Source organism: Lactobacillus selangorensis, from assembly GCF_001437205.1.
GTDB classification, from domain to species: domain Bacteria; phylum Bacillota; class Bacilli; order Lactobacillales; family Lactobacillaceae; genus Paralactobacillus; species Paralactobacillus selangorensis.
On the sequence record NZ_JQAZ01000002.1, the window covers coordinates 450195 to 472463 of the forward strand.

At 49.2% G+C, this 22269-nt stretch carries 19 protein-coding genes; 13 read left to right on the forward strand and 6 right to left on the reverse strand.

The window, feature by feature from the left end; genetic code table 11:
• The first annotated feature begins 12 nt into the window (after positions 1-12).
• The 6 genes from IV40_RS04700 to IV40_RS04725 all read left to right on the forward strand — a co-directional run bounded on the left by IV40_RS04700 (position 13) and on the right by IV40_RS04725 (position 5506).
• Positions 13-864, forward strand: a complete 852-nt coding sequence (locus IV40_RS04700; RefSeq protein WP_082617871.1) for a class C sortase — start codon at positions 13-15, stop codon at positions 862-864.
• A gap of 5 nt (positions 865-869) precedes the next feature.
• The gene (locus IV40_RS04705) at positions 870-1634 is read left to right on the forward strand and encodes a class C sortase (protein ID WP_057769212.1); all 765 of its coding nucleotides are present in this window, start codon (positions 870-872) and stop codon (positions 1632-1634) included.
• Between the two features lie 84 nt (positions 1635-1718).
• A complete protein-coding gene (gene murQ / locus IV40_RS04710; protein ID WP_057769213.1) occupies positions 1719-2615 on the forward strand; it encodes an N-acetylmuramic acid 6-phosphate etherase in 897 nt (298 codons plus the stop codon).
• 3 nt (positions 2616-2618) lie between these two features.
• A complete protein-coding gene (locus IV40_RS04715) occupies positions 2619-3572 on the forward strand; it encodes an ROK family protein (protein ID WP_057769214.1) in 954 nt (317 codons plus the stop codon).
• Between the two features lie 72 nt (positions 3573-3644).
• Positions 3645-4742 carry an acyltransferase family protein gene (locus IV40_RS04720; protein ID WP_057769215.1) on the forward strand — a complete coding sequence of 366 codons (1098 nt, stop codon included), beginning with the start codon at positions 3645-3647 and terminating at the stop codon, positions 4740-4742.
• 14 nt (positions 4743-4756) lie between these two features.
• Entirely contained in the window at positions 4757-5506 is a 750-nt protein-coding gene (locus tag IV40_RS04725; RefSeq protein WP_082617869.1) for an SGNH/GDSL hydrolase family protein, read from the forward strand.
• Between the two features lie 130 nt (positions 5507-5636).
• On the opposite strand, the gene greA is transcribed toward IV40_RS04725, so the two are convergent.
• The gene (greA, locus tag IV40_RS04730) at positions 5637-6104 is read right to left on the reverse strand and encodes a transcription elongation factor GreA (RefSeq protein ID WP_057769216.1); all 468 of its coding nucleotides are present in this window, start codon (positions 6102-6104) and stop codon (positions 5637-5639) included.
• Positions 6105-6470: 366 nt separating this feature from the next.
• Here greA and IV40_RS04735 point away from each other — a divergent pair, with 366 nt between their 5' ends.
• The 3 genes from IV40_RS04735 (at position 6471) to IV40_RS04745 (ending at position 8795) form a co-directional block, all read left to right on the forward strand.
• A complete protein-coding gene (locus IV40_RS04735; RefSeq protein WP_057769217.1) occupies positions 6471-7043 on the forward strand; it encodes a MarR family winged helix-turn-helix transcriptional regulator in 573 nt (190 codons plus the stop codon).
• A gap of 73 nt (positions 7044-7116) precedes the next feature.
• Positions 7117-7437, forward strand: coding sequence for a hypothetical protein (locus IV40_RS04740; RefSeq protein ID WP_057769218.1), 321 nt, complete (start codon positions 7117-7119; stop codon positions 7435-7437).
• Between the two features lie 479 nt (positions 7438-7916).
• Positions 7917-8795 (forward strand): DegV family protein, encoded by an 879-nt coding sequence (locus tag IV40_RS04745; protein ID WP_057769219.1) that lies wholly within the window; start codon positions 7917-7919, stop codon positions 8793-8795.
• Positions 8796-8903: 108 nt separating this feature from the next.
• On the opposite strand, the gene IV40_RS04750 is transcribed toward IV40_RS04745, so the two are convergent.
• Together IV40_RS04750 and IV40_RS04755 are read right to left on the reverse strand one after the other, a co-directional pair.
• The gene (locus tag IV40_RS04750; RefSeq protein WP_057769220.1) at positions 8904-9455 is read right to left on the reverse strand and encodes an NADPH-dependent FMN reductase; all 552 of its coding nucleotides are present in this window, start codon (positions 9453-9455) and stop codon (positions 8904-8906) included.
• 116 nt (positions 9456-9571) lie between these two features.
• A complete protein-coding gene (locus IV40_RS04755; RefSeq protein ID WP_057769221.1) occupies positions 9572-9787 on the reverse strand; it encodes a hypothetical protein in 216 nt (71 codons plus the stop codon).
• A 49-nt stretch (positions 9788-9836) separates the two neighbouring features.
• On the opposite strand from IV40_RS04755, the gene IV40_RS04760 reads away from it, so the two are divergent.
• A complete protein-coding gene (locus tag IV40_RS04760; protein WP_057769222.1) occupies positions 9837-10844 on the forward strand; it encodes an HD domain-containing protein in 1008 nt (335 codons plus the stop codon).
• On the opposite strand, the gene IV40_RS10725 is transcribed toward IV40_RS04760, so the two are convergent.
• On the reverse strand, positions 10792-10953 hold the full coding sequence (locus tag IV40_RS10725; protein ID WP_156404232.1) for a hypothetical protein: 162 nt from the start codon (positions 10951-10953) through the stop codon (positions 10792-10794). The genes IV40_RS04760 and IV40_RS10725 overlap by 53 nt on opposite strands.
• Positions 10954-11117: 164 nt before the next feature.
• On the opposite strand from IV40_RS10725, the gene uhpT reads away from it, so the two are divergent.
• Positions 11118-12503 (forward strand): hexose-6-phosphate:phosphate antiporter, encoded by a 1386-nt coding sequence (gene uhpT / locus IV40_RS04765; RefSeq protein WP_057769223.1) that lies wholly within the window; start codon positions 11118-11120, stop codon positions 12501-12503.
• A gap of 77 nt (positions 12504-12580) precedes the next feature.
• Here the strand turns inward: uhpT and IV40_RS04770 are convergent, their stop codons facing one another.
• Both IV40_RS04770 and IV40_RS04775 read right to left on the reverse strand, forming a co-directional pair.
• Positions 12581-13327 carry an SDR family oxidoreductase gene (locus tag IV40_RS04770; protein WP_057769224.1) on the reverse strand — a complete coding sequence of 249 codons (747 nt, stop codon included), beginning with the start codon at positions 13325-13327 and terminating at the stop codon, positions 12581-12583.
• Between the two features lie 61 nt (positions 13328-13388).
• Positions 13389-13772: a hypothetical protein gene (locus tag IV40_RS04775; protein WP_057769225.1), complete on the reverse strand. Its 384-nt coding sequence runs from the start codon at positions 13770-13772 to the stop codon at positions 13389-13391.
• A 157-nt stretch (positions 13773-13929) separates the two neighbouring features.
• Between IV40_RS04775 and IV40_RS04780 the strand changes: the two genes are divergently transcribed.
• Both IV40_RS04780 and IV40_RS04785 read left to right on the forward strand, forming a co-directional pair.
• Entirely contained in the window at positions 13930-14574 is a 645-nt protein-coding gene (locus IV40_RS04780; RefSeq protein WP_057769226.1) for a VTT domain-containing protein, read from the forward strand.
• 150 nt (positions 14575-14724) lie between these two features.
• Positions 14725-22257, forward strand: a complete 7533-nt coding sequence (locus IV40_RS04785) for a hypothetical protein (RefSeq protein ID WP_057769227.1) — start codon at positions 14725-14727, stop codon at positions 22255-22257.
• Positions 22258-22269: the final 12 nt, after the last annotated feature.

The window sequence follows — 22269 nt, forward strand, 5'->3', positions numbered from 1 at the left end:
GGAGGTCGCGCCATGAAAAAGAGAAAAATTGCACAAATCTTGGTTGGTCTGCTTTTTCTGGCGGGACTGATAGTGTTTAGCTATCCATTCGTAACGCAGCAGATGAGTGCCGACCAGCAAATCAAGCAAAACCAGACATATCGCAAGAAAGTCAAAAAGCTATCGGCAGCTCAACGGAAAAATATTTTGACAGCGATGGAAAATTATAATCAAACACTGGTGGGCAGTGGCCAGATGCTGACAGATCCTTATGCAGCGGAAAAGTCACAAGCAAAGCAGACAATCAGTAAAAATAATAAGGAAAAGGCAACTGGAACGTTAGACGTCATGGGTAGCGAGCTTGGCGGTAGCATCGCCACGATCTACATTCCTAAAATTAAGGCTGATCTGCCAATCTATGATAGTACGTCCGACAAGGCACTCTCAATTGGGGCGGGGCTGTTGAATCACACTTCTTATCCGACCGGTGGCAAAGGCACGCATGCCGTGATTACGGCTCATCGTGGCTTGCCGAAGAGTAAACTATTCACCGATTTGCCGAAGCTTAAGAAAGGTGACAAGTTCATCATTCAGACGGTGAATCGGACATTGACCTATCAGGTCGATCAAATCAAGACAGTCAAGCCTGAAGATGTTAGTCAGATCCAGATTGAGCAGGATAAGGATTTGGTGACGCTGATGACGTGCACGCCGTATATGATCAATACACACCGGCTGATGGTGCGGGGTCACCGCATTCCGAACGCAACGAATAAGGTGGTACGGCAGCATGAAATTCCTTGGATCTACGTTATTATCGGCAGCCTGCTGCTTCTTGGCGCTGGTTACGGCGGTGTCAAGTTGTATCGCCGTCAACGGAGGTGAGCACCGTGAAAAAGAAAATTGCCATTGTGATTTTCCTAATTGGACTGCTCATTTTTTCATGGCCATCCATCTATCGAACGTATAAAAAGTGGGATGGTGACCAGAAAATTGCCCAATATGAACGGACAGTCAAGAAAAAGAAGCAAGCTGACGCCCAAGAAACAAGCCAGCACGGCAAGAAAAATTCCAAAGAATCAAAAGATAATTCTTCGGAATCTAAAACGACAAATTCAAATGATTCTGGGGCAAATCAGCAGCAGGAAACGGATGCGAATCAGTCCGATTCTGCGAATACGGCGACGGAAACGGGAACGACACTCGCTGATCCGTTTACGTCAACAATCGAAACGGCTTATCGCAATCAAAGCGGCGGTAAATTAGCTGGCTATCTGGTCATTCCACGTCTCAATGAGCGTTTGCCGTTTTACTTGGGAGCGACTGCGGCCCATCTGAGTAACGGCGCCGCTCAGATCATCGGCACCGCAGAGCCGGATGCTGGAAGAAACACCAACATGGTCGTGGCTGGCCATCGTGGTTACTATGGGGCGACAATGTTCCGTTATGTCGACCAATTAAAGAAGGGCGATTCCGTTTACCTCCATTATGGCGGTCAAAAACTGACGTATCGTGTGCTGCGGCAGGAAGTAATTCGGCCGACCCAGCATGACAAACTCAATCCAAGTGCTGACAAAGAAATGATGACGTTGTTTACCTGTCATCCGTATCCGGCCAATTATCAGCGTTTGCTGGTCTATTGCGAGCGGGTCTAACGATTACGGACACATTTCGATTGTGGAATGTGTCTTTTTAATGCTATTCTTAGCCTAGAAAACAGCTGAAGAAGGCGGAACGGAATGAATCTAGCTAATTTAACAACAGAACAGCGCAATCCCAAGACCCAGCATTTGGATACGATGAGCATCCATGAATTTGCAACGGTGATGAATCAGGAAGATCAGACGGTGGCAGTCAGCGTCAGCAAGGCGCTGCCGGCGATCGAACAGGCAATTGCGGCGATTACAAAGTGTTTCAAACAGGGTGGTCGACTTTTTTACATTGGGGCGGGCACCAGCGGCCGGCTCGGTATTTTGGATGCTTCTGAATGCGGACCGACTTTCGGCTCTAGCCCAGAACAGGTGCAGGGTTTGATGGCCGGCGGAACAGGCACATTTGCACATGCACAGGAAGACGCCGAAGATCATCCTGAATTCGGACGAGCAGATTTGAAGGCCCATCATTTAACGGACCAAGATGCGGTGGTCGGCATTGCAGCCAGCGGGCGGACGCCGTATGTGATCGGCGGTTTGGATTATGCCGATCAAATCGGTGCAACAGCGATCAGTCTGGCCTGCAATAAACAGGCGCTGATTTCCGAACATGCCCAGATTGCGATCGAAGTGCCGGTGGGACCGGAAGTGTTAACCGGTTCGACTCGTTTAAAGGCTGGTACGGCGCAAAAAATGGTATTGAATATGCTGTCAACAGGAGCCATGGTTGGCATTGGTAAAGTTTATCAAAATCTGATGGTGGCGGTGCAGCCGACCAATGAAAAGCTGGTTGACCGCAGTCAGCGGATTATTCAGGAAGCAACCGGCTGTGATGCGGCAACTGCTGCTAAGGCGTTCGAACAAAGCGGCCGGCAGGTCAAGGTGGCGATTGTTATGCTGCTGATTGGTGTTTCGAAAGATGCGGCTGTAACACAGCTTGAACGGACACAGGGGTTTGTTTCAAAGGCGATTGGGAGTGATTAGGAAATGAATGCACAAACAGTTCTAGGTGTCGATTTAGGCGGTACCAAACTCCTGATTGGCGAAGTCACAGCCAATGGTCAGGTCGTTGCACAGCAGAAAATGCCGTCTGATATTACCAATCAACGAATTGCAACCCAGCTGATTCTTGATGCAATTGCAGCGTATCTACAGCAGCGGCAGAATGACAACCAGATTGTAGCGATTGCAGTCGATGTAGTCGATCGGGTCAACAATGCGACAGGAGTCTGGGAAGATATTGTCCCTGGTGTCAATCAGGAACCGATTCCATTAGCGCAATTGGTGACGGAACGTTTCCACTTGCCATGTTTTGTTGGTAATGACGTCATGGCCGGTACCGTTGCTGAAAATAAGTTAGGCATCGGCCGAGTTGAAAAAAATTTTGTCTACATTGCGATCGGAACGGGCTTAGCCGGCCGATTAGTGATTGATGGCAAGTTGCTCAACGGTGAAGATTATAATGCCGGCGAGTTCGGGCATATGGTTGTTGATCAAAACAGCACTGTCCAGTGTGTTTGTGGACGTTACGGCTGTGTCGAACCGCTGGCATCCGGCTTGGGCATGTCGAATCGCGCTCATGATTTGTATCCGCAGTATCAGGCCGAAACGAAGCTGCTGATTACGCCGGATGAACGAATTGGGGCCGATGTTTTATTTAACGGCTATGATGCTGGCGATCCGCTCGCTCGTGCCGTCGTGACACAGGCGTTACAGGCGCTGTCCAATTTAATCATGAATCTTACTCAAATCGCTAATCCAAAGGCGTTTCGGCTCGGCGGCGTTACAACCGGCGGCTGGTTAGTGGACCATTTGCAGCCGTACCTCCAGCCGACGACGATGCGGTTTGTGACTGGCGGGGTTAAAAATACGACGTTAAATCCGAATACGGTGGCGCTGCAGGGCTGTGCGTTATATGGATTTGAACGTTTAGCAGCATAGACTTAAATCGAACGTGACTTTGCGCACGTTCTTTTTTTATAATAGAGGCGGTATTAAGAGGAGCAATGTAATATGGAACAAGAAAAGCAGCCGGATCAAGCCGATATCGGCGATTATCTCAAGCTATGTGCCTGTACGGCGGTCATGATGCAGACGATTCTGAGCCTAGCTTTGACAACAAATCCATCGGCCGGCAATCAGGCCTGGATCGGGATTTTATATAATTTTGTCAAATTTACAGCGCCAGCCTTCATCTTCGGGATTCTCTACTCGACGACACGGACGACAATCGATGCGCGTACGCTGACTTATGGTCAGTATATGAAAGGACAGTGGCACGCTTTATTTGTACCGGCAATCTGGTGGACGACGATCTATCTGGTTGGGATGCCATGGGTCCAGCAAGTTAATCATTATCACGATGTGCTGTCGTTTTTATGGCATTTTGTCAACGGCAACGCTGCACCGCATCTGTGGTACAACACGATGATGCTGCAGTTTATTATTGTGATGCCGTTATTCTGGGCAATTGGACGCTGGTGCGGACACAACGCTAAACGTGGCTGGATGACATTGATTGCAACGGTTCTTGTTGCCAGCTTGTGGCTGTGGTTTTATGACGTTAATATTTTTCATGGTCCGCATATGCAGGACTGGTACTTATTCGACCGCTTTTTCTTCAGCTTCTTCATTTATGGTGTCTTCGGGGTGCTGGCCTGGCAATTCCGCACCGCCTTCAATCGGCTCGTGACCCGTGCCTGGCCGCTGTTTCTGCTGATTTTTGCCGGCAGTTTCTATTGGATCAACCATGAATTGTTCGGTTACGGCTTTCCGGTTAATCTCGGGAATGCACCGTACTACAAACCATCGATGACTATTTATGATTTGGCGGTTATTGCCTTGATTGCGGCCTTCGGATTGTTTCAAATTCGGCACCGGCTGGCGATGACCAAATTTGTGCATCGTTTCGCCGCCTTTGCCTATAAATCTTACTTAGCCAATGTTTTCTGGGCCCAGATTCTCTGGTTTCTGTTCGGCAAACAATTGACCTTGTTTAATACAGCTTTAGGGGTCATTGTCACGTATCTCTGTGTCTGGTGCTGCTCGTTTGCGACCTCGTTTACAGTGCATGCTGTTTGGACACGTGTCAAAGCACAAATCGAACGATGAAAGAAGATTGGAAAATGAAAAAAAGCATTTTTAAACTAGCAGCAGTGGCTGGAGTCGGTTTGGCTGCCTATCATTTTGGGCCGCATTCCTTGAAACGGATTGAAAAGGGCAATCAGCCTCAATATGCCCCTGAACAAACGACGCTGAATGTCGATTCTGTTCTGTATGGCAAAAAAATTGGTTTCTTAGGTTCTTCGATTACTTATGGTGCCGCTGCCCATGGCGTTTCATTCGTGGATTATTTACGTGCCGAAGATGGGGTGCTCGCCACGAAATCGGCGATTAGCGGCACAACGTTAGCTGGTAATGCTGAAAAATCATATGTGAAACGTTTGGTGAGCGACTTTGATCCGGAACAGCATCTAGATGCCTTTGTGTGCCAGTTATCGACTAATGATGGTCGGGCGCATAAGCAATTAGGCGCGATTACGCCGGATTCGCAGCGTGACGGCTTCGATCAGACCACCACTTTAGGGGCAATCGAATTCATCTGTGCCTATGTGCAGGCTCATTTCGACTGTCCGCTGGTGTTTTACACGTGTTTGCGCAAACCGGATTCGGATTATGCAGACTTGATTCAGCAACTGTATCAGCTGCAAACTAAATGGCAGTTTCAGATCATTGATTTGTGGGCCGACCCAGTTGTGAATAGTGTGACAAAGGCTGCGCCAGATGCCATGTTTGATGATGCTCATCCAACGCAATTAGGCTATGAAAAAATATGGACGCCTGTCTTTGAAAAACAGTTAAGTCAGTTATTTTGATAGAAAAAGGCCGTGACATAAGTATCTCTTTCACAAAAAAAGTTTCCAAAATGCAATTTTTTGCATTTTGGAAACTTTTTTGACAGTTTAACTATACTAAACGCGTTCGCAGCAACGGTTAAGCTGCCTATCACGCGCTAATTGTTTTGATTTTAACAGCATAGGTCGACGCTGGAGCTTGAATGGTCACGGTTTGGCCGACTTGGTGATGCATCAGCTGTTTGCCCAGCGGCGATTTGAAGTAGATTTTGTTGGCATCGAGATCGGCTTCTTGTTTGCCGACCATTTCATAGGTCTCCGTTGAGTGGTCGTCCAGAAATTCGATCGTGACGGTCGAACCGAGATCGACCTGCTGATTATTGGCTGGTGTGATTACTTGGGAAAACTGCAGTTGTTTCTTTAAATAATGAACCCGGCTATCCAGCTGCCGGAGGTCATGCTTCGAGGTGCTGTACTCGGCATTTTCCGACCGATCGCCGAGTGCGGCCGCTGCAGCCAGGCGTTTAACCAGCGCCGGCCGTTTTTGCTGTAAGGCTGTAATTTCGTCTTCAATTTGTTTTTTACCATTAGCAGTCATTTTAATAAATGTCGGTTCCATGATGACTCAACTCCCTTGATTTCAAGGATATTGTACCAAAATAGGCACCAAAAAACACCGAGTGGGGAGCTCGGTGTTTTTTGTGCGCTGCCGAAGTTTCCTGAGAAACGTTCAAACAGTGCTATTTTACTTTGGAGGAGTAAATGAAAAAGTTGGGGTTGTCAGAAACAAGTGGGAGGCTTGTTTCTATGTTGTTTATACTACTCAGTGTTTGTGAAGATTTTGTGATGAAAAAGGAACAAAAGATAAAACATTTCGTATTTTAGATATTTAGGTACAAAAACGATTGACATTTCATTCAAAGCGACTATACTCAATAGATAGTTTAGGCACCTAATAATTCTAACAATCAAAGAGGGTTTTAAAATGGAACAACAAGATGAACAATTAGTACGGCTTTTTTACGGTTTAGTGAAACAGTTTCAGCGCTACAACTTCGCACACGCACCCCAAATGGCTGGCCGTCACCACGGCGGCCACGGTCAGCGCCGTGTACTGCGCATTTTAGGCGAAGATGATGGCATGATGCAGGGCGAATTAGCCGAAAAACTCGATATTCGTCCGTCTTCATTGACCGATTTGCTCAAAAAGATGGAACAGTCAGAATGGATTGAACGGCGTCCGGATGAAGCCGACAAACGGATTGTCCGAATCTATCTCACCGAAAAGGGGCGGACACATTTGGAAGAAGTCAAACAAGAACGTGATAATATGGAAAACGGCCTTTTCGACGCCTTAAATGATGACGAAAAAAAGCAAATGGCTGCTTTAATGGAAAAAGTTTATCAAGATTTGAAAGAAAAGAATAAGGACGTTGAATTTCCGCATCGAGGCGGCGGTCACGGGCGTTTTGGCGGTCGGCCGGATTTCAGAGGCCCTCGTTTTCATGGCTTCCAAGGGCCTAATTGCCCTGGATTCAGGGGTGAAGATTGGGATTAGGGCCTTTCTGAACCGTTTGATGGGATTCGCCGGTATAATAGAAGTGGAAACTCGATAGAAAGAAGCGAATACCATGATGACGTTATTTGATATGCTGCAAGTGCTGAGTATCAACGGGTCCGATACCGATTTTAAGACAGTCCGTATCGAAGCAATCGGCACTCAGAAGCTGAATTACGATGCTGCGATTTTGTGCGATGTGCTCAATAATTTCTTGGTCACGGACAAGACATTGGCCGATGCATCAGCCGATATCGCCGGTCAGATTCAAGATATCGATGATGCCGAAGACCAGCCGATGGATGTCGACGAACTCGTCGATGATTTCGGTCGGAAGATTGACAACGTCGATGTTCAATACGGACAAAAAGAAACCCATATTTATGTTGCTTAGTGCAACTTCGCAAGCCGCTGTATCGCCACAAGGACAGCGGCTTTTTTATCTGCTTCTGGTCTTGCATTTTAAAAAGGGTTTGCGTACACTTATCCGTAGATACAATGAATCTATGGATAACGATTGATTGTAACCGTACAACTGCCGTGGATATGTCCCAAATCAGCATATCCATCTGAACTGCGCCGGAAACGCAGTTCTTTTTTTATGAAGAGCGTTCCGCAAGTGAGAATGAACTTAACCGGAATGCGTTTCGGAAAAAATAAAAATAGCAGGCCTTTAAACGTTCTTTCAAGAACATTTTCATGAGCTAGATTTTAATTCGATATCAGCTGGCTTTCATTGTCATCTAGCTGTTTGTCGCACAAAATGAAAATTTGTTGTATGCTATATAGAATAACAGTTAGATATATTTTCGATCCTTTTCGAGAACGTTATATCTTGCAGCTTTTTATTTTTGTGAAAAAGGAGCGATTCTCGTGAAAATCGCAGTTGTAACAGACAGTACCGCGAATTTATCGCAGTCTGAACTACAGCAGCCCAATCTATTCGTCATTCCGATTCCGATTATCATCGATGGGAAAACTTATGAGGAAAATGTGGACATTACAGTAGATAACTACGCACAGTTGGTTGAAACTTCCGACCAGTTTCCCAAGACGTCCCAGTCGAATGTGGGCGATTTAATTAAACTTTATAATCATTTAGGCGATATGGGGTATGACACGGTGATCAGCATTCATCTGTCGAGCGGCATTTCCGGCATGATCAATACGATCGAGCATCTGTCGCATTCGGACGATTTGAAGGTCAAGCTGGTGCCGTTCAACTCCTACATTACTGTCAGTTTGATGGGGACAATGGCGGTCACGGCTGCACAAATGGCGACCAATGGAGAATCCCTGAACAAGATTATGCCGATTTTGGAGGCGCTCCGTTCCTCAGTTGATGAATATTTTGTCGTGGATGACTTGAAGAACCTCGTCGCCGGCGGCCGGTTGTCGAATGCCGGTGCCTTCGTCGGCGGCCTGCTGAACATCAAACCACTGCTGTCGATGAAAAACGACGAACATAATATTGTGGCGATTGAAAAAGTTCGTTCTTTGAAACGAGCACAACGCCGCATTATGACCCTGTTTGAACAGAAGGTCCATGATGCGCCGTATCCGATTAAGGCCTACGTATTTTACACCACCGACCAGGAACGGGCGCAAGCATGGCAAGAAACGTTGGAAGAAGAATTTCCGCGTATCAATTTTGAGTTGCGGCAGCTGGACGCCGTGATGAACGTTTACTTAGGGAAAGGTGCCTTGGCACTCGGCTGGATGGAAGATCCAAGTGCGCTGTATCAGCCATAGAACACAATAAAAAGGATTGGAAAATGTTCCAATCCTTTTTAGTTATCCACATCTTGTGGATAACTTTGTGCATAAGTCTATATTTAGTTAGGAACGCTTGTTTGCTGCTTAATATTTTTCAATCAATTTGACGAAGGCATCGACAAGGGTCTGCAAGAACTTTGTGGTCCCTTCATCCTTGAAGGAGCCGTCATCGCTGAGCATGTTCTGGACATGACCTAAGTAAACTTCAGGCTGTTGAACGGTTGGCATGTTTAAGAATACCAAGGACTGACGGAGGACCATATTGGCCAGAGCACCGCCGATGGCACCAGTAGATGCGGAAACGACTGCGGCTGGCTTGCCGTCCCAAACACTTTCGCCATAAGGACGAGAACCGACATCGATTGCATTCTTCAATGGTGCTGGAATCGAACGGTTGTATTCAGGGGTAACGAACAAAACAGCGTCGACTTGCTTCATAGTGTCACGGAAGGTCTGCCATGCAGCTGGCACTTCATCATGATCATCATAATCCTGATTATAGAGCGGTAATTGACTGATGTCGATAATCTGCACTTGGTAATCGTCTGGGAACAACTTGACCATGTTCAGAGCAACCTTCATGTTATAAGATTCTTTGCGTAAACTGCCGACAATGATACCGATATTTTTTGTCATCAGAAAAGCCTCCTTAAATTTACTTACTTTTTACAAGTAATTTCATTGTAACCCATTACATTTGGTTCTGCAATCTATTTTAATAAGTTGCATCGTTAGATTGCAAGGAAAGCCCCTTAGAAGAGGTTCTGATTCGTGTCGGCGTGTTCATTTTTGAGATAATTCGTCAAATAAGTCACTTTATAAGCCTGATTCTCCGGCTGGAATAATTCTTCCAAAGTGAAGTTTTTCCAGCCATCGTCGAAGTGATAATGGATGACATCTGGGGTAAATAATTTGAGTTCGTCGTTAAAATGATGAAAATCGTCAATGGTTGCTGTTTCTGGGTTCATGATGGACCTTCTTTCTGATAAGATAGGGCAATAAAAGGGAGCGATCGAAATGTTATTTCAAGTTGCTGATCAAGCCGTCGTCCAAGGTACGGCTGTGTTGCAGGAAATTAAAGTACAAGCAACGAAAAACGGCAAGAGCCAGTATGCCAGCGGCGTTTTAGTAACACCTGATGAAAAAGTACCCGTTAAAATCTGGGACGTCGACGATACAATCAACCAGCTCAATAACCATGTGGTCGATTTCACCGCTCAGCGCAATGATTACAATGGCCAGCTGCAATTCGTCGTTCAGAAGCTGGCTGCCAATGAACAAGCTTCGATTCGGGATTATTTGCCGAGTTCCTACTGGTCCCGTCAGGAGGTAGCGGCGGGCTTCAAGCATTTTCTCGGCAAGATTACCGATCCGTTATATCATCAGGTGGTGAATGCTTGTTACAAACAGGTCGACCAGGAAATCACCGACCCTTTATTCGATATGCCGGCGGCCGTTAAAATGCACCATGCCTTTATCGGCGGCCTTTATACGCATACGCTGTCGATGGCGTATGAAGCCGAAGGAATTCTGGCGCATACGATTTATCGGCAGGATATCAACGAATCTCTATTATACGCCGGAATTTTATTGCATGATTTAGGCAAAGCGTATTGTTATACGAATGCGACCGACCATGAAGAAACTCGAGCCGGCAGTTTACTTGACCATGTCGCCATCATGGATGGGATGCTGGTCGAACAATTTGAAAAAATTCTGCAGGTGCCGTATGGCGATTTACTGAAAAATGAAAAAGTAACTTTGCTGCGACATATGATTCTATCGCACCATGGCAAGCTTGAATGGGGAGCAGCAATCAAACCGGCGACACTGGAAGCCCAATTATTGCATCAGGTCGATTTGGCCGATTCCCGCTTAGAAATGGCTCGTGAAACACTGGACCAGCAGGCACCGGATACGTTCAGCGACCGCCAGTTCGGATTGGACGGTGCGCGCCTGTACAAAGAAACGCCTATACGCCCGCAGTCACAAACAACTGATACAGACTCACGACCAGCAGAATAAAGCCGGCTAGCAGCCAGACGATGCGAATCCAGCGGTTCAATTTGATTCGAAACCCTGAAATCAGCAAAGCAGCAGCGATAAAAAAGATTAAAATTGGCAGGAAATCCATACTTGTTCTCCTTTCAAAAGACATCATCATGACGGTGTCTTTTTTTATATGAGGTTGCTTTCAAAAGAAACTAAAAAATGTTTCATTTGTTAAAATTGTAATTGCGAATAACAATGGTATACTTAAATTGTCTGGAAACGATTCCAGGTTGGGAGGAATAGTTTATGAAACATTTTTTTGCGTTACAACGACCGCAAAAACTAGGTTTGTCGGTCGCTCAGGAGCGGCAGAAATGGTTTAAGGAGTTTATGAAATCATTTTTGGTCGTCTTTTTGGTCTATTTCTGCATGTATCTGATTCGCAACAATTTATCAGCAGCACAGCCATTGCTGGTCAAACGAGGAATCACGACGACTCAGTTAGGGTGGATCGGCTATGGTTTTTCACTGGCCTATGGGATTGGTAAAACGGTGCTCGGCTACGTCGTCGATGGAAAGAACACCAAACGATTCATGTCGTTTCTGCTGATTCTATCAGCAGTTGCGGTACTGATTATCGGGGTCGCTTTGCTGATGAACAATGCACCGGTCGGGCTGCTGCTGGTGCTGTGGTCCTTAAATGGGATTTTTCAGTCACCAGGCGGTTCAGCTTCATTATCGACGATTTCACGGTGGACGACGACAACGAGTCGGGGCCGCTGGATCGGCATCTGGAATATCTCCCATGAATTCGGGGGCGCCGTTGCCGGTGTCATCGCACTCTGGGGTGCAAATCAATTCTTTGGCGGAAATGTCGGCGGGATGTTTATTTTTCCAGCTATCATTTGTATTTTAGTCGGGCTCTGGGGCCTGTTTTATGGCGCTGACGATCCCCAAGAATTAGGTTGGGATTCTAGTGAAACGATTTTTGGCGAAAAAATTTCCAAAGCCGATGAAGAAGCATCGACGATGAGCAAGTGGGAAACCTTCAAGACATTTGTCATGAAGAGCCCTTGGGTTTGGCTGCTCTGCATCGCCAACGTGTTTGTTTATGTTGTGCGGATCGGAATCGTCAACTGGGCACCTTTGTACACCGTTCAGCAACTTCATTTTACCGTTGCACAGGGCGCAAATACACTGTTGTTATTCCAATTAGGCGGCATTATCGGCAGTGTCGTTTGGGGCTGGTTCTCTGACCTGCTCAAAGGCCGCCGTTCCGTTGTGTCGATTATCTGCCTGCTTTTGACCGCCGTTGTCGCATTAGGCTACCGTTACGGAACGACACCGCTGATGATTAATACTTCTTTGTTCTTCTTGGGAATGTTTATTTATGGGCCGCAGCTGCTGATTGGTGTTTCTGTAATCAGTTTCGTGCCTAAAAATGCTTTGAACGTTTCGGATGGATTAACAGGGACGTTTGCTTACATCTTTGGGGACCTGATGGCGCAGGTTGGTTTTGCTGCCATCGCCGATCCAAAGGCACACGGTTTGAATTTCTTAGGCATGAACCTGCATGGCTGGAACGATACGTTTGTTATCTTCTACATTGCAATCGTTTTGAGTATCATCGTCTTGGCGATTATTGCAATCGGCGAAGAGAAACGGATTCGCCAGCAATTAGGAACCAAATAAGCGTGTAAGAAGACAATTTCAACACATAAAAAACATGGGCCAGCACTGGCCCATGTTTTTTTGCTGCTTGAAAAGCGTTAACCCTGTTGTTTGATCGACTGCATAATGACTTCGTCGATGACAACATTGCCTGGCTGGCTGATCGCATAAGCGACGGCGTTGGCAACGTCCTTTGAAACGAGGCCACGATCCGTTTCGGACTGGCGGATGTTCTGCTTCATCGTTTCATCGGTGGTGGTTGTGTACAATTCTGTATCGACATCGCCAGGTGAAATCATAGTAACCCGAATATTCTTGGACGGACCTTCTTCAGCCCGCAGTCCGTTCATAACGGCCCGTACCGCAAACTTCGTCCCGCAATAAACGGCATTACCAGGGAAGACTTTGTGGCCGGCGATTGAATCGGTCGCAATAATCTGGCCGCTGCCTTGCTTTTCCATGATTGGCACGATTTCGCCGACTGCATACAGCAGGCCTTTCAAGTTGACGTCGATCATTTGGTCCCACTCATTGAATTTATTGTCCCGCATGTAAGACAACGGCATCAGCCCTGCATTGGCAAATAAGACATCGATGCGGTGAAATTTTTCGAGCGTGTACTGGACTAAGGCGGCTACCTCGCCATGGTCGGTGACATCGGTGGCTCGATAAGCGGCTGTGCCGCCGTTTTGGTTGATTTCATCCGTCAATTCCTTGAGCCGATCCGCACGGCGAGCTGCCAGCATGACTTTGGCGCCGTCTTTAGCGAGCAGTTTGGCTGTTTCGGCACCGATTCCGCTGGATGCACCGGTAATCAGCACAACTTTATTTTCAATATTCTTCATCAAAAAAGGGCCTCCTTTTGAATATACACGAATAGTATATACTGGATGACCGGTAAAAAAACTAATGATGCATTGTTTTGCGTAATGTTGGTTGTGCGTGGTGTCCTTTGACCTCACGATTATGGATCGTCGGATGCGAACCGTATGCTTCCAATTTGAAATGTTTCATTTTGCCTGGATATGGTTTGCCCTGTGCTCGAATCTGAAGCCACTGGCGCATGTAAGCGGCCATCTGTTGGGCAGTTTGAGCTCGATTAGCGTTGCCTTCCTGCTGAGCGGCGCGTGTTACATCCCGCTGAATGTAATTGGTCAGTTTTTGATGATAAGCTAGGAGTTCGTCTGTTAACGGTGCGTCCCGATACTGATTGAACAACTTTTGGACGTAGCGCATGGCATCTTTGGCATCCTTCGGCTGGTAGTAACGGCCTTGTTGTGATTGCGGCATGAATTCTCGTCCTTTCTGAAAATATTTGCCCTTATTTTACCACGAAACATTTTATGAATTCGTTAATTTCAGGATAATTTCAAGACAAAGATGTTATTTTTTGCTAAAATCAGTTTAATAATAATGAAAAAAGTCAGCTGATTAAAGGAGCTAGGGTATGAGTACGTTGATCGACTTTGTGTTACATATCGATAGTCATTTGGTGACGATCGTGCAGACATTCGGCAATTGGAGCTATCTGATTCTGTTTGCCATTGTGTTTATTGAAACAGGTGCCGTTATTTTACCGTTCCTGCCAGGGGATTCGCTTCTGTTTGCCGCAGCTGCATTAGCTGCCAACCCGATTTATCATTTGAACATCTGGGTCTTCATGACCACTTTCTTGCTGGCCTGTGTTGCCGGCGATTCACTCAACTTTTACATTGGGAAAAATGCCGAACGAATCTTATCAAAATATGCTTTTTTCCGTAAATTCCTGAATGAGGATAGTTTGGGGAAAGGGCGGGCGTTCTTTGAGAAGCATGGGGCGATGGCCGTCATTTTAGCCCGCTTCATGCCAATCATCCGGACATTCGTGCCCTTTGTAGCGGCCGGCAGCGGCTTCCCGTACAAGAAATTTATCCGTTACAATTATCCAGCCTGTTTTGCTTGGGTCGGATTATGCTGCGGCGCCGGTTATTTCTTCGGCAATATTCCGTTCGTCAAAGCCCATTTCTCCGCTGTTGTGCTGGGAATCATCATTGTTTCGCTGATTCCGGCAATCGTCGGATTTATCAAGGGTAAAACGGCCAAGAAGGCTTAATTTGAAAATATTTAAAAGAGTCTGGAACAATTTTGTTCCAGACTCTTTACGTTAACCTTAAAAATCGGCGGCTTTGGCATATAATAAAGGATAGTTACTGACACAAATGACAATCAACTTTCAATAGGATAATCAAATATGAAAATAGATATGAAAAATTTAAATCAATTGGCACAACAGGATGTTCATAATTCTGAAGTGCAGCAGCTGGTGCAGACGGCTGATCAGACACGCAGTGCGGCTTCCAGTGCAGCCCAGACAATCGCAACCCAAGCCAGCTTAGCCACCAAATTCAATCAGCAGGCCGCCCAAACGGCCGATCCGGCCCAAAAGCAGCGGTATCAGCGCAGCACAGCCGCTGCCGCCCAAGCCCGGACAGAGGCGCACAATCAAGTGACACATCTTGAAAATCAGTTCAGCAGTGCAGCCGAACGGATTTCATCATTGGTCGCTTCAGACCGTGTCGCAGCAACGGTGCAGGCATCGTATGCAACGAGTGACATTGCCACCACACAAAGTCTGGTCGCCCAGACGGACCAAACGGCGGCTTCTTTATCGTCCGCCGTTCAGACAGCGGCCAGTCAGGCAGCTGCCGATTTACAGGCGGCAAATGTGCAAAGTTTAGTCGCTGACAATCAGACTTATTTGGACCAAGTGGCGGCGTTGCAGACACAGGCGGCTCAATTGGACCAGCAGATGGATTCGCTGGCGCACCAAGGCTCCGTTGCGGCCAGTGAGTACAATCAGTCGGCGGCGCTCGAAACAGCCAGTACGGCTAACCAGGCTCATTTACAGGCCAGCCAGGGCGTGACAGCTGCGCTTAGTTTAGCTAACCAATTAAATGGCAATTTCAATTTACTGCAGCAGTATCTTCGCAACGATCAGGCTGGTGCACAGCAAAAAGCGCAGCAGGTCGCTCAAAACGCTGCACGAATCCAGAGTTTGGCAGCGGCTGTTACCAAAACGGCTGCCACGACGGCACAATTAACAGCTGATTTACAGGCATTGACGCCGATTGACCAGAAAAACCGCCGGATTCAGCAGCTGCAGGAGAATGCACACACCATTCAAACGCAGACGCAGGAATATGTTTCATTGGTCCAGCAAGCCGTTCAAACGGCTTCGCAGGCGGATGAACAGGCCCAAAGCGGTGCACAAGTGAATAATCTGAAGACAGTCAATTCGCTTGCCCAAACAACGGCGCAGCAGATTAAGGACCTGCAAGGCTGGTCGGTACAGGTCAATACCTTGCAGTCCAGTGCTGCTGCTGCTCAGAGTCAGGCTCAGGAAGTAATTCATTCTGATCATAGTCGGGGTCAGCAGCAGGCGCAATCAGCGCAAGCCCAAGGGGATGCAACGGCGGACTCGGTCGCTCAGCTTCAGGGTGAAGTGGCCGCTTTACGTTCGGCGGCGTCCAGTGCTGCTTCATTGGCACAAACGGATTGGCAGAGTGCCAAGATTCAATCGTTGGCGAACGACCTTAAAACGGCGCTGGTCAAGGTCAATCAGATTGCTCGTTCGGCGGCGGATATTGCTCGTGCGACCGATCAATGGCAGCAGCGGGCGCAAAGTGCGGCCCAGCATAACGATCTCAATGCGGCCCAGCAGCATGCGACGAGTGTAGCCGACTTGAGTCTGCAGACCAATCGGCTGACTTCAAGTACAACCAGTTTGACGAGTGAAGCCCACTATACGATGCTTCAAATCGAACGGGTACAATCGGCCGATAAGGATGCGGCCGCTCAGCATCTGGCTGTTTTGCAGGAAGACGCCGGTCACTTGCAGGAGATCGCTGCTTCATTGGCCGCTCAGGCGGATGCGGCGGTCACTGTGAATGACCAGATGAGCTCGTTAGCCTTAACGGATGTCAAAAATAAGACAGTTCAGTCAGTTGCCGATCGTGCCGATGCAGCCACAACGCAAGTCACCGATTTGCAGCGGCGGGTCGCCGATACCGTTTCTGAAACGCAGCGGGCACTTACGGCTGCTTCCAGTGCGGCCCATGATAATCATGCGACCAGAGTGAAAGATTTGGCGGCACAGGTTTCTGCGGCTGTTTCACAGGCTCGTTCAGCGGCCCAAATGGCGGATACGACCCAGCAGAAACTGCAGGAACAGCAAAGCAGCTTAGCAAGTCTAGTGGCCCATGATTCTGAAACTGCGGCTCAACAAGCTCAGAATGTCCAAGCGGCACGGACACAGATTTCTGCCCATGAACAGCGGTACACCGCTGCTTTAAGCGAAGCATCTGCTTTGACGACGACATTGCACTCACTGAGTACGACCGATTTGGAGAATGATCAGGTTCAAAATGCCCAGCAAGTCGGTATCCAGCAAGTGGCGAAGCTGTACGAAGGCCAGACACTGCTGAAAAACATGCGCCAGCAGCTTGAAAATATTGTGAATCAGGCTCAAATGGCTGCGCAGGCAAACGATCTCGAGCAGGCTCATCAGGCAACGCACCAGGCGGCCGAATACCGGCAGCAGGCCGATGCTATCATGAAACAGGGCAATCAGACACTGGCTACGATTCAGTCGCAAGTCGATCAGACGACCGAATGGATTGAACAGGACCGGCAGCAGGGCGCCGAAACGGTTACTGCGGCAACGCAGGCCTATCAGCGGACGCATGCTGCGGCCCAGACATTGCAGCAGCTGCAGACTTCCTTTAACGAACTGCTCAAGGAAGCCACCAGTCAAGCACAACAGGACCAGAATAATCGAACGGTTCAGCGCAACAGCCATCAATTGACGACTTTGCAGAAACAGCTGATGCAGGCTAACGTCGCCGTTCAGCAGCAATTAGCGATGGCTGGCCAAGCACAGAATCAGACCAGCAGTGCGGCCAGCGTTTTGGCCGTTCAGCTCAGTCAGCAATTTTTAAGCAACGCTTCGAATGCGGCCACTGCTGCTGAGAGCAATGCTTCGCAGGCACAAGCTTATCATCAGTCGGCTGCGCAGCTGGCTCAAGGAATATCAGCGGCTGTCAGTGCCGATCATTCGGAAACGAATCAAGCCGTTTCAACAGCAGCTGAACAAATTGCGACCATGCAGTCGCATCATCAAGTCTTGACCAAAACCAGCGACCAGCTGACCGCTTTGATTGCCGATGTTCGCTCCACTGCGCAAGTCGACCCGACCAATGCCGCTGTTCAGCATTTGGCACAGCAGACCGACCAGCAGGAAAAAGCACTGGCGGATACCCACCATGCCGCCAGTTCAGCGGCTCAGATTTTGCAGCATCAGTATGGCCGTTTACAGAAAGCAGCCGGTCGTTTTGATACAAACGATACAGTCAGCTATGCCAAAGCGATGGACCAGACCGCTGGCAATCACAAGCAGTTTCATGACAATATGCAGACTTTGCAGCAGCAGCTTCATCAGGCTACCAGCAAGATGCAGACGCTGATTGATCAGGATCGGCAGGCCACTAAGAAATATTTGGAAACAGCTCAGCAGACACAGACGGCCATGACGCCGACATTCCAGGCACTGCAGCAGGCAGCGGCCGCCGCACAGCCGTTACGGTCGGAAACGGTCCAGCAGGCCCAATTAAATCTGACTAATTCGCAGGTTCAATCGGCTGCTACCCAAGCGGCGACACTGAATGATCAGATTGATTCGCTGGTCGAAAACGGCAGCCGGACGCTGGCAGATGCTAATCAGATTGCGAGTGAAGCCCAAGCGACCAGTGCAACGGATGTGCAGACGATGAGTCAGCATGCCCAATCGTTGGCAGCGGCGCAGCAGCAGCTGACGCAAACGGGACAGCAGGCAGCGTATTTGCAGGATTCTTTGGCCGCTTTGCGGACTAAAGTTGTTAAAGCAGTTGCAGCTGACCATGAAGCGGCTGCCCATGCCATGAGTGCCGCTGCCCAAGTACTTGCAACTCAGATGACGCTGCACCAGAGTCAGACGAGTCAGGCGCTTGCAACGCTGTCTGAAACGGCGGCTCATACTCAGCAGATGGCCCAAGAAAATCCAACTGACCTGCCGATTAAAAATATCGTCGCACAATTGGCTAAACTGCAGACGGATGCAGATTCACTGGCTCAGAAAATGACGCAGACGATGACGGCTGGACAGACGACTTTGAGTGCGGCGTCTTCTGCGGCGGCGGCCAATGAAGTTCAGACGACTCAGCAGGCTAGCGGGCAGATTCAGCAATTAAATCAGCGGACGAGTCAGATTGATACAACTGTCCGGCAGTTCGTTCACCAAGCTGATGCACTTGACCAAAGTGCGGCCAACGAGTCGACGGCCGTTTCCCAAACGGTGCAAAAAGCCGTTTCGGATGCTGCAACGGCGACGCACCAGGTCGAAGTTGCCGCCGGACGAGCTGATGAATTGCAGGATTCATTAGCAGCCCAGCACCAGCAAATCGATAGTTTGGCGATGGCCGATCAGACAAGTCGTTTGATTCAAGGCTTTCAGAAACAGATTCAGCAGCAGCATAAACGGGCGGCGACACTGCAGGACCAGATTCAGCAAGGGTTGCAAGCAGCTCAGCAATGGCAGCAGGATGCTCAATCGGCTGCCGAAAAACACGATGTGGCGGCGGCTTCGAGTGCCGTTTATCAGACTCAGCGGGCGCAGCAGCAGGCTTCAGCGGTCCAATCCGAAATGGATAGTTTAGCGTCAGCGGCTCAGAATTTTGTCCAGCAGGGCGAACACGTCCGGCTGCAGGATCATCAGACGACCCAGCAGCAAGTCGGTCAGACACAACGGGCTTTGAGTCAGGCAGCCGACTTGGCGGTCAAAATGAAGACGGCAACCGGTCAGCTGGGAACGACGATTTCATCGGCACAAGCATTAGCTCAGCAGATTTCGACGGATTCGGCGGCTCAAGAACAGGTTGTTTCGATTGCAGCGCATTCAGAAGCGATGGCGGAGCTGAATCAGCAAGTTGCATCGGCGCAATCAGTGTTGCAGCAGAATGTTGATCAAGCTAGCAGTGCCGCTGTCTTGAACGATACGGCCCAAACTGGCCAAGTCGCTTCCGAAGCCATTCAAACCGTTGAATCGACGCGTGATCTGCATTCAACCGCTGAATCGTTAGTCAGTGCGGCAAATTCACAAACGGCTAAACTGGCCATTACAGTCGCCCATACGACGGCGGCCACCAGTGTTGCTCAGAGTTTAGCCGACAATGCGTTTGCCGGTGCCAGCGAACAGCAGCAGAATCTGACCAGTGCTTACCAGCAGCTGTCTGAAACGGCGGCCAGCGGCATGCGTACAGCCGCACTCGATCCGCAGAATGCGGCGCATCCAAGTGTGACCGAACTCGGCCAGCAGATTGCCCAGCAACTGCAGCTGGCTGCAACGACCAGCGAACAGGATCAGAAACAGCGGCCGCAATTTGCAAGTCTGGCGGCTGAATTACAGTCCTATGCCGCTTTGAACAATGCGCATCAGGCTGATCGAACCGCACGCACTACAGTTTCATTAGCCGCACAGACGAAGAATCTGCAGGCACAAATGAAGCAGGCGCATGAACAGATTGCCACCTTTTCTGAAAAAGTGGACCAGCTCGTCAAGACCGACCAGCTGGCTGTCGCTAGTTTAGCCGTCATTGCCGCTTCGGCAGCAGGACGCACGACGGATTCGGCGCAGGCAATCAACAGTTTCGCCCAGCAGGGGCAGGCCGCTGATGCGGACACGACTTCATATGCGCAGCTCGATTTGGAAAACAACGATGTTCAGTCGGCCCAAAAGATGGTGGCTCATTTAGCCGCCAATGTTCAGTCGACGGCAGCACAGGCGACCTCATATGCCAGTCAAGCCCAATCCTTGTCAGAGGCGGCGGCTGAAACGACCCGGCAGAATGATGTCCGGCAAACACAGCAGCACGTCCAGAATCTGGGTGTGCTCAGCCAGGCCTTGACGTCGATGGCAGCTCAAACCGACCAGCAGATGCAGAATGTCATTCAGCTGCATGCGAAAGCCATTCTGCAGGTTCAGCGTGATCAGTCGGCGGCCAGTGTTGCAACCAGCACGGCGGCGTCTGAAGTGGCAGTTGCACAGGCAGCCAGCCAGTCGCTGGCCCAAGTTTTGGCCTACGTCAAAACACTGCTGCAGCAGGCACAGGATGTCAGTCAGAAGGTGCCAGCCGATCATTCGGCTTGGCAGTTGATCGATCGGATTAAAGAAACCCAGCAGACGTTGGAAAAATTAGTCCAGCAGGCAAATGGCTTCGAAACGCAAGCTCAATCGGCCAGTTCGCAGACGGCCGACTATGCGCAGCGAAATGATGCCGTCCATGCCAATCAGCAGATGGCTCGGACACATCAAGCGACCAGTTTGGCAACGGCTAATATCGGCCAGGCCAATGAATTGCAGCATACGGCCGATGCGGCATTGGAGCAGCTGACGAGTTTGGTGGCACAAGATCAGCACAATGCGACGAGTTACGCACGTGCGGCGCAATCATTTGCGACAAATACGCAGTCGACAGCCCAGCAGGTAGCTGCGGGTCAATCGGCAATTCAGGCTTTGATGCCGCAAGCTGCCACTTATCCGGCCAAGGATAACGAAGATGCTGCCGATCTCTTCCAAGAATTAACGGAAGTTTCAACAGCCACCGAATCGGCTGCCGCCGCTGCTTCGGAATGGGACAGCAAAGCTCGTTCCGCCGCCCGTCAAGCAGACCAAGTTGCCCAGCAGAACGACCCAGTCCAGACATATGTCTACACGCAGCAGACCAGTCAGGCCAATTACCAGACCAACAAGGCCCGCAATACGGTTTCCGATTTGGTCAGCGAGGCCGAAAGTGTTATGCGGCAGTTACAGGATTTGTATCGAATCGATTCAAATGCCAATGAAAATGCCGCCCAAACGGCGAAAAACGTGGTTCAGACAACGACGGCCCAGCAGAATCAGGTTCAGTCTGATTTGGCGACCTTGCAAGACGATCTGACGATTCTGAATCGGAATCAAACTGCTGATTCGGAGAACGCCGATATTGCTCGATTGGCCGAACAGGGCCAGCATTTGCAGAAACTGGCCGAACAAGTTGCCGGTGCCGTTGAACAGACACAGACCGAATTGGCCCAATCATTGGCGGTTCGTTCACAGGCCGATGTAACCGTCGCTTCAGCTTCGGCTTTGCAGAGCTCACGTGCGATGACCCATACGCAGCAGGAACAGCAGCACCGTATGGAACATCTCCGTGAATTGCATCAACAGGCTCAGCACCTAATTCAACGGCAGCGGACCCTGATGGGCAACGACCAGCGGACGATTTACAGTGCCGCTCAGTTTGTGACTTCGACCGCTGCCGATTATGAAGAGGATGCCAGCGACATTCATTCCCAAACAGAAGTGGCCCGTTCAGCGGCGGCAACCGGCAAGCAACTTGCCGATTCAGCCGTTGCTCAGCAGCCGGATCGGGTCTTTGCCAGTTTGGCCAGTGACCAAGCGGCCGTTTTGTCGGAAGCCAGTTCCGCTACTGCAACGGTTCAGAATGCCCGGCAAGTGGCTTCGAGTGCCACTGCTGCTTTGGCCGGAATGCAGACGGCGTATACGGTGCAAGCGGCCCGTAAAGCCGCCACAGCCGTTCAGACGGCTTATGCACCCCTCAACCTATTATCGGATGCGGCTGACAGTATGGCTGATCGTGCGACCAAATTAGCTGCCCAAACGCAGGCACGACTGGATTCTCAAGCTAGTGAAGCAGCTAAATAATCGTGACAACAC